Genomic DNA, 9,151 nt, shown 5'->3' with positions numbered 1-9,151 from the left:
GCCTATCATCCTGCCAGCCATGTTTATATGGTTTTCAGTGGCTTGGGGCTATATTTCTCAAAAAAATGGGCTTAAGACTTAAGTAAGTGACATTCGGGTTACACCTGATCATGTGTCAGCTGGTGGTTGTTATGCTTATGATTTGGCTGTTTGGTGTATACGACTACTTATCAAGAATGATCAAGGCGATATCTGGACTAGAGCAGCAAATTATCATTTACGTACTCCAAAATATAATGCGAAGTATCGTGCGGATTTGATGATCAAGGCTGTTAAGTAGACAGAGCGACTTAATAAAAGAACCATTTTTCGTCAAATTTCCCAAATAAATAAAGTATACACTCTTTAATAAGTAAAATTTATGGCAAGGTTTTAGCCTTAGTTTTGGATTTATGTCAATATTGGACATAAATCGATATGTTAAAGGGGTTATCTGTGCCAAGACCGCCGTATCTTTGCATACATAACCATGGTAATCACCTCTTAAATTCTACCACCTAAAATTTAAGCAAGATACGTGAATTACCTGGTAATTTTCAATCGGCATAACTAACCTTTTAGGGTCAATTTTCGATCGGTGTCAACACCTTGACTATTGGCACCCCAGAGAACGGTAACAGTTGGTGGCAACTCAAATGATTGCTGAATTGTGCCAAAGCTGCGAAAACCCTGAATTTCAATTTTCTGTAACTGTGGCCTGTTCATTTTTTGCCTGCTTCTTTTCGTGGAAATTACTGATGGCGTCAATCATTCGCTTCTGCGCATCCGCTTTAGGGTCTGCAAGCCAGGCATCTAGCAGAGCGTTCGCAAGCCCATCTTTAGATAGATGAAGCCTCAGACGGTCTGTATTCGATAAGCTCTGCGGATTTTCTTGCGGTTTTTCTAATTTTGAAATTTCCATTTATCAGCCTTCCCTAAAACGCAAACGTCGCCTGCACCCGTTCGTAAACGGGGCGCAGCTTGGCATAATCCAACATGTCGCGCACGGATGCGCCCTTGTCACGCCACTCATAGAAAATGTCCTCGCCCAAGAGGACATAGTGCCATTCGGCATTGCTGCGCTGCTCGGGGGCCAAGGTGTTGATCTTGTCACACCAGGCCACGGCGGCGCGCTTCTTGCGCTTGACGTTCGGGGTGTTTATCTGGTCCTGGGCCTTGGTTTCCACCAGATAGATACTGTCGCTGCATTTCACCAGAAAGTCGGGGTGATAGAAGGCCGGTAAGCCGTCTTCCTTGATATAACGCAAACGGGTGTAAATGTGCTTCTGTTCATTCAATTTACAGAAAGCGTCAACCGACCCATCGTGGTCGGCCGTTTCGATGAATGCCTGCTCAAGCCCGCCGCTGCGGGAAGGATATGGCAGCCGCAAATAGATGCTCTTTTCCACGGCCAGGGAAGAGCTTTCGCGCATGGTAAGCTTCGGTACTTCTGATAAGAGCCGGTGCGTAACTTCTGCATCGGCTGCCGTGGCCGTTTCTTCGGCCTCAAGAAGCTGCCGCGCCCATACGCGCATGACGTGTTCGGTCACGTGGTCAATCAATAGAATTCGCCAATTCTCATCGGCGAAGGGGTCTATCTTCTGGCCGAAAAGGCGAGTGCGAATATATTGGTCAATGCCGTTCGCCAATTGGGCGCGGTTGATTTGCACATGCGGAAATTCCGTCACCTTCTTGAACTTGGTCGAACTATCTGTGAGCGGCTGGCTCAAGGCTTCTGTGATGCGCCGGACTATCCGGCCTAGATAATCATTATAGCCAGTCGCGGTCATCACGCCGCCATTGACGCGATAATCGCCAAAGCGGGTGCGTTCCTGCACGTCAAGTGAATGGAATTTTTCACCCTTTCCGATCATAGCTTTGAGCTGTTCAAAGCCGAAGGTTTCTAACGATTCCAGCTTCTCGGTATCGATGGCACGTGTTTGTATCTCTTCTTCTTTCTCGCGAAGGATGAAAGGAATAGCAAAGTTATATTCTTCAAAGCCAGGTCTGAGCGGCACGGCGATAAGGTCGCCAGTCGAAGATGTATTGGCGTCGTCTTCGTCGTCCATTTCACCAACAAGGCCTTCGCTCATCAGCTCTTCATAGAAGTCGATGAAGGCAGGGTGCTCCACAATCGACAGAATATCGATCATGCTGGCCGGCGTCTTGCCGGTTCGTATCAGGCGACGGTTATCGCTTTTAATGTCGTCATAATCGGCTCCTCGCCACATAAGGCGAAGGCCTCGGCCAATAGTCTGCTCTAGTAGAATGCCAGCACTCGATGCGCGCAACGGCACAATAACGCAAATGTTGTTTACGTCGAAACCCTCGCGCAATACCCTCCATTCATCAGGACGCAACTCACCCTTGCGGTTGGAATCCACACGCAAAATCTCATCTTCGCTGAGGCCTTCTAAATGAAGGAAGTCAGCAATCAGCGGGGTGACGGTCGTGTCTTCGCACACAACAAGCATTTTGGGGTGGCGAGTGTGGTCAATATTGGCAAAGTCTCGCTCTAGCTTGAGTAGCTTGGTGAGTCCGGCGCGCAACATAGCGCGCTGCCCTTCGGCAAGTTGCGGGTTGCCGTTCTCGTCACGATAGGCTTTGAATTCCAGCTCTTCATCGGACAATGTCCCTATTTCGCTGCGTCGATCCAAGACAAGGGATTTCACAAGCCCTTGCTTCATTGCTGCCTTCAGGTCGAAATCCACCACGATATGTGGAAAGTAGGTTTTCTTGGCCTTCTTTCCGCTGCCGACTTCGTTGTAGGGGGTAGCGGAAAAATCTACCTGAAAAAATCGCTCGGCCTTCGGCTCGGCGATTGTGGTCAGGCTCTTTTGCCATTCTACTTCTGAAACTTCACCTTCACGCTTGAATTCGTGAATGTGGTGGGCCTCATCATTGAACACCATAAGACTTGGTAATTCGCGAAGATAATTGAGGATGCCGCCGCGTTCATAGCGACGATTCAAGACATTCAAGTCATTGCCCTGACTGGTGCCAGGTGTTAACGGCAAGAGGCTTTGCACCACGGCTGCGGGATCAGCCCGATCACCTGGCGCGGCAATTTCTTCTTCAGCCTCGTCCTCGGCTTCTTCGCTCAAGATATGCCAATTACTGATGGCTATCATGCCGCCGGACGTTACTTTCCGGCCAATCTCTTCTTTTGGACAAACGGTGCCTTGCACGAAACGGAAAATTTCGTCGCGATAGGTCGGTGGAATGAATAGCTCCTGATAGCTTGCCAGGTCTGATGTGGCAAAATCGCGTTTACCGTCACGCTCCTTACCTTCAAAGGCGTCGCGCAAGCGGTCATAGACGATAAGGCCAGGTGCCACGATAAGGAAATTTCTGGTATAGCGGCTATTTTCCGGGGTACGGTTGGCGTTTAAAATCTGCCACACCATAAGTGTCTGCAATACCCATGTCTTGCCGGTGCCGGTCGCCATTTTCAGGCAGTATTTCGGATAATCGTTTTTCCCCACACCGATAATCTGCGCAGCCTGATCACTTACAATCAGCACTTCGGGGGCGATTTCCTGATAAAGGCCTTTCAGTGTTGTCATGCCTAAAACTTCATGGGCATAGATGACATTCAAGATGCCAGAGCGCTGTCCGTCATGGAAATTGAAATTGCGGGTGTCTTTGAAGTCTTCCTGAAACCACCATTTCAGCAGCTCGGCTGTGGTCGGGCTAACTTGATCAAGAATATGGGCACTGCCGGATTCCAGACCGATACAAGCCTCGGCAACACGGTCGGTCAGCTTACAGGCTAGAGTAAGGTCATTGATGCTCGCCATTATGCCACCTCCGCAATCGCTTCGGCTTCAAAGCCGAATACGTCCACCACGCGAATACAGACACGGCGCGGGCCGTCTTTGACCGGCAAATCGGTCAGGCTAGCGATGGTGACAACGCGATAGGGGTCATCGTCGTTCTCGGTATTGCCGCGATAATCCTGCCAGATAGAGCGGAACACATGACCGTCATAATCAGGGTCAACACTCCAATACTCAATCAACGCCATAGGATCAGAGTTTACTATTTTTTGCAGTTTTTGGCGGTTGGTGTCGTCCATATTTAAAGCATCTGGTGATAGCAGAACATAGTTATCTATGCTCACGGTCAGGGCTTCTTTATCACCTTCCCGTTTTTCTCAATCGGCTTTATTTTGACGTATTGCAGCGACGAGAAGCGCACTTCTTCAGCCTTCAGCTTGCCACCTTTTTTCTTCAGCCGGTCGAGAGGGTCGGGCGGGATGACAAGCACTTCCAGCTTATCTCCCTGGTTCAAGGCCTGAATGTCATGGCCAATATTGGAATCAAAATTCCAGCCAAGCACGATCACCTTATCCCATCCGCCCATGAGATTGTCGCGGATTTCAATAGCTCGCCTCAACGTCGTCAGGCCGGTGAGCTTGTTCGGACTATCTGCCAATACTAGGATGCGCGTGTGCGGGATGCGCGCCATGTTGCGATTGGGGTTTTCTTCAATCGGCAAGGGCAATGCACCAAAGAGACCAAGCACAATTTCAGACAGGTCGCCAATGCGGAATTTTCGACCCATAGTACTGCGAGCCATTTCTACCTGATAGTCACCCACATGCTGATACAAGAAAGGCTTGGCATCTTGATCAATCAATCGCTTGCGTGTAACCATGCAAGCAGGTTTTCCTAAATCCGTGGTAATCCACCTTCGCCCCAATTTCTCTGCAACAGCGGCGGTTGTGCCAGAACCACAGAAGAAATCAGCAACGATAGAGCCTTCATTTGAGGATATTTTGATAATTCTTTCCAAAAGCCTTTGTGGTTTTTGGGTTGCATAATCTAACCATTCGCTGTTCTTATGATGTCTTGTCATCCCACGAACCATTTGAATATCCGTCCATAGGCTTTGTGGTGGAACACCATCAGACTCATCAAGATACCGTTTCTCATACGGACGACCTGTTTTTGAGAAAACAATCCGGTTTTCTTTCTCAAGTTGCTGTCTATATTCTAACTTATAAGCCCACATACGTCCGGTAGGCGGTTTCACATTATGCCAAACATCTTGGTTTGCACCAGAGCCATGCGCAGGTGCTGATATGTCCGCCTTGTTATAATATCGGATTGTGTCTGCTGGAATAACAACGCCTTTCTTATTGGTTATAATTTCTGTTGTGACTTCTTCGTTGCTATACCAACTTTTTTTAGTGCTTTCTGGAAGGTCAGCATTTTCAACTTTATCGTTCCAAATATATGCGTCAGATTTTTTATAGAAGAAAATAACATCATGGATTGCCCCATACCGCTTTGGGTCATTATGCGCATATGTCCGTTTCCACACGATTTCATTTATAAAATTATCTTTGCCAAAAATCTCATCAGCAACGGCCTTAACATAATGAGATACATGATAATCCAAATGAATATAGATTGATGATTTTTCAGACATTAGCTCGCGTATTAGGCATAAGCGCGGAACAATCATCCCCAAGTATGATGCCGTTCCGTCCGTCCAAGTATCTGAGTAAGCGAATTGTTCTAGAACCGTAGATCGCTGCTCGATGTCGCTGCCTGGCAAATTGATCTTAGTGCGGTAATCCGCCTTACTGTCGAATGGCGGATCGATATAGATCAAGTCCACCTTACCGCGCATGGAAGGCGTCTCGTCATTGCCAGCCAGAAGCGCCGCCAAGGCGAGAAGATTATCCCCATAAATCAGGCGATTCATCACGGACGGATTCAGGTCATGGTCAACTCGATTAGCTTTACTAAACATGTCCTGCCAATTGGTGTCACGCGACGGAATCACCAGTTTGCGGGTCTGCAAGCCAATCTTATAACTGCTTTCCAGTCGCTCCATGATGCGCTCAGCTTCGCGTTTGCCGTCCGCGACGATTTTAGGCAGTTGTTCCAGAAGGCTTGTCATTGGTCGTTTCTTCCTTTCGTTCTATCTACCGGCGATGTGAGCACAGGCGGCTGTTCTGTTACTCGCGTCATGGCTGGCTGTACCATGTGGATCGCCCGCCGCCATGCCGGACAAGCAGGCCTTTCTCCACCAGTGATCCAAAAGTTGCCTTTAATGTGTTCGGACTTGCGCCTGTCTCACGCACCATGTCGCGGGTCGTGACGCGGCCATGACCCTGAACATAATCCAGGATTTTGACGGCTAATTCTGGCAGGGCGGCCAGGGCATTCTTTTCGCGCTCCACTTTCGTGGCCAGGCGGCGCTTTTGCTGCTGCAAAGCGCGCATGAAAAACATAAGCCAGGGTTGCCAATTCGGGGCTTCACTGAGAATTGTGCCTTGGGTCTGACGCAAGGCGAGATAATACCCTTCCTTGCTGTTCTCAATCACGCTTTCGAGCGACGAATATGGCACATAAGCATATCCGGCCTGCAACAAGAGCAAGGTCGTGAGAACGCGGCTCAGGCGGCCATTTCCGTCCTGGAAGGGGTGGATTTCCAGGAACACCACAACGAACACGGCAATCATCAGCAAGGGGTGAATGCGCTTTAGCTCGCGGGCATCGCGCAGCCAGGTGACAAGTTCTGTCATCCGGCGCGGCGTATCAAACGGCGTAGCCGTCTCGAACACGATACCAATCATTTTTCCGTCTGCGTCAAAAGCGCCCACATCATTGCGCAGGGTTTTATATTCGCCCCTGTGCCGCTCATCCTTCTCACTGTAGCGCAGAAGATCGCGGTGAAGCTGTCTGATATGGTTCTCGGTGATGGGAATATCCTGCCAAGCCTGGAAAATCGTTTCCATGGCCTCGGCATAGCCCGCAACTTCCTGCTCGTCGCGTGTCTCGAATTTCTTGATTTCCAGCTTGCCAAGCAGGTGCTCAACCTCGCGGTCACTGAGCTTATTACCCTCAATGCGCGTTGAAGAGCCGATGCTTTCAATCGTGGCAATGCGGCGCAGGGCTTTCAACCGATCCGGCGCCAAAGTACCAAGGGCACGCCAGGCACCCTTAAATTCGTCTATTTCAGACAGTAAGGCCAGCAATTCAGGCGTGATTTGGATAGTATCGGTTTTGATCATACCTGAATATATACCCGATTATGCCGGAATGTCCACCGGAATAATTGCCGGATTATGCCGGAAAAGATAATTTTGTATCCACGACCATAAGGGCTTTGCCGCCCTGGATTTTTCCTTTTGTTCCGGAAGCGCAACGCGCAACGGGAGGGGACGGGGGGCAGGGGGGAATCCCCCCTGGAAATGGCCTAAACCGTTCGCCGCCTGCATAGGCAGGCGGCGAACGGTTATCAATGAATTTATATGGCGCGACGCGAAGCGTCTCGGCTTGTTCAAGGGCGCTGCCGCTGGCAGCTAATATCTATAAAATGTTTCTATTAGAGACGTTCTGAAATCCAGTTATCTAGGGCGCTTCATGCATTTTTCATTAATTCTTCAAATATGGCCTGTTCCGGCACTCCGTTCTTCCACTCAAAATCGAAAATCAAAAGTCTGTCATCTCCGTTTCCGGTATCTTCGTTATACCAGAACAGGCCTTTTATATTTTTAAGCTCTGGTGTGTTGATATCGATTTAAAATTGCCTCGCCATTACAGTCGAGAATTGACCAGGGAGAAACAGATCTCAGAATACTCCGCATCTGTGGATAAGTCGACTCAGACTGAGTTGGTATTTTTCCTCCTGTTGATGTTTTTAGTTCGGTTGTGATTTGCTACTGATGGATATACCTCTTTCATCGGTTTTCTTGTGAAAAAGAAAATAGGCGTCGCGCTACTTTCAAATTCATACACCGATGCTGGTGTTACTGACATTGGGCTGCACTTACTTAATCCTGCGACACCTCTGGCTTTACCCAGTATTCCCGCACGTTGAAGTACAAATTCTGATGGCGATGTTCTGGCGTGGGGAGTATTTCCTGGATTATCAGCAACTTTACAGGCTGATGATCAATCATTTTTGAGCGCGCGCCCAACGCTTTCTTTGCCAGATGATGACACCCGTCACCGATAGCATTGCGACCAATAATCCGAGTATGGAGATCATAATGCGTCCGGGCAGACCGAGAATACGTCCGGAATGTAGTGGAAACTGGGCGTCCAGAAAGATGTCGCCGGCGCTGCCGCTGCCCGGGACTCTGTCGCCTAAATAGCTGCCATCCTGTCCGTCAAAATAAAGCCATGGATTACCGAGACCAAACTCAGCGTGATCGTGTCCCGGTTCGTGAAATGTGATGCCATAAATCCCATATTCCGGTTCGTAGAACATGCCGCCGAGCGGCGTCTGCCAATTTCTTCTTTGGGCTTCCGCGCTAGCGAGCCGTATGATCTCGTGCCGCCCGATACCGGGTTCAATCGGTTCATCATGCGGATTCGGTGTGCGCATTGCAAAGGGATCAGGCGTCAGTTCGGAAAAAATCGATACAACGGGGCGTGTGATTTCAAATTTGAGATTCATTGATACCGCAGTGACGGCAAGTATCAATAATAAGCCCCATAGCCATACCCCGCCTGAGCGGTGCAGATCAAAATTTAACTTGTAGCTGCCTTGCTGCCAGCGGAAAGCAAACGACTTGCGCCAGGTTTGTAAGTTCGGGAACGATATCCATAGTGCGATGAAGCAATCGATGCACCATACGACCGCCAGAATGCCCATGAACATGATGCCTAGCTCGATATCGAATGCATCCGGAATATGCATGCTGAAGTGCAATTTGTACAGAAAAGATAGGAGATCTTCCCGGTTGAGCGAAATTTTACCCCACATGCGCGAACCACGTATTTCTCCGTTAACCGGGTCCAGTGCAATTTGATTGAAGCCCAAATCAAACGCTTTGCCGGTTGTGGGGTCAATGCGGCCAATTACGCTTAATCCTAGATTTTGATCGGGCTCTATGGATAGCGGCAGCCACGTGATAAGTATCTTTGGATTGGATGCTTCAAATTGATCAGAGAGTACTAAAGGAGAAAGCGGTTCTCCTTGGCTTTGTCTTTCGAATAATTGCGGATTTAGCCACTCGTCGAGTTCATGGTCCCAGGAGATGATCGCGCCGGTCAGGCCCGAAATGAACAGAAAGACGGCCAGAAAAAGGCCGGCCCAGCGGTGTAGCAGTGTAAGAATTTGACGGCTTGTTCTGGATTTTGCGGATTGTTTTTCCTGTTGCTGAATTTCAGTGGGTATTGCAGATTCAATAAATTTCTTCATAACA

6 protein-coding genes are annotated in these 9,151 nt (G+C 48.9%); all 6 read right to left on the bottom strand.

Annotated features, from left to right (window positions below):
* Positions 1-676: 676 nt before the first annotated feature.
* The 6 genes from C8R34_RS14430 to C8R34_RS14400 all read right to left on the bottom strand — a co-directional run bounded on the left by C8R34_RS14430 (position 677) and on the right by C8R34_RS14400 (position 9,147).
* A complete protein-coding gene (locus C8R34_RS14430; RefSeq protein ID WP_110341777.1) occupies positions 677-901 on the bottom strand; it encodes a hypothetical protein in 225 nt (74 codons plus the stop codon).
* A gap of 13 nt (positions 902-914) precedes the next feature.
* Positions 915-3,779 carry a DEAD/DEAH box helicase gene (locus C8R34_RS14425; RefSeq protein ID WP_110341775.1) on the bottom strand — a complete coding sequence of 955 codons (2,865 nt, stop codon included), beginning with the start codon at positions 3,777-3,779 and terminating at the stop codon, positions 915-917.
* A complete protein-coding gene (locus tag C8R34_RS16695; RefSeq protein WP_110341773.1) occupies positions 3,779-4,102 on the bottom strand; it encodes a hypothetical protein in 324 nt (107 codons plus the stop codon). The genes C8R34_RS14425 and C8R34_RS16695 overlap by 1 nt, the downstream gene beginning before the upstream one ends.
* A gap of 2 nt (positions 4,103-4,104) precedes the next feature.
* Positions 4,105-5,826 carry a site-specific DNA-methyltransferase gene (locus tag C8R34_RS14415; RefSeq protein ID WP_207896485.1) on the bottom strand — a complete coding sequence of 574 codons (1,722 nt, stop codon included), beginning with the start codon at positions 5,824-5,826 and terminating at the stop codon, positions 4,105-4,107.
* 133 nt (positions 5,827-5,959) lie between these two features.
* Positions 5,960-7,009 carry a Fic family protein gene (locus C8R34_RS14410; RefSeq protein ID WP_110341769.1) on the bottom strand — a complete coding sequence of 350 codons (1,050 nt, stop codon included), beginning with the start codon at positions 7,007-7,009 and terminating at the stop codon, positions 5,960-5,962.
* Between the two features lie 887 nt (positions 7,010-7,896).
* Positions 7,897-9,147: a PepSY domain-containing protein gene (locus C8R34_RS14400; protein WP_110341765.1), complete on the bottom strand. Its 1,251-nt coding sequence runs from the start codon at positions 9,145-9,147 to the stop codon at positions 7,897-7,899.
* Positions 9,148-9,151 lie beyond the last annotated feature (4 nt).

This window comes from Nitrosomonas sp. Nm84 (assembly GCF_003201565.1).
Taxonomy (GTDB): Bacteria; Pseudomonadota; Gammaproteobacteria; order Burkholderiales; family Nitrosomonadaceae; genus Nitrosomonas.
This window is presented reverse-complemented; position numbering and strand designations above follow the sequence as displayed.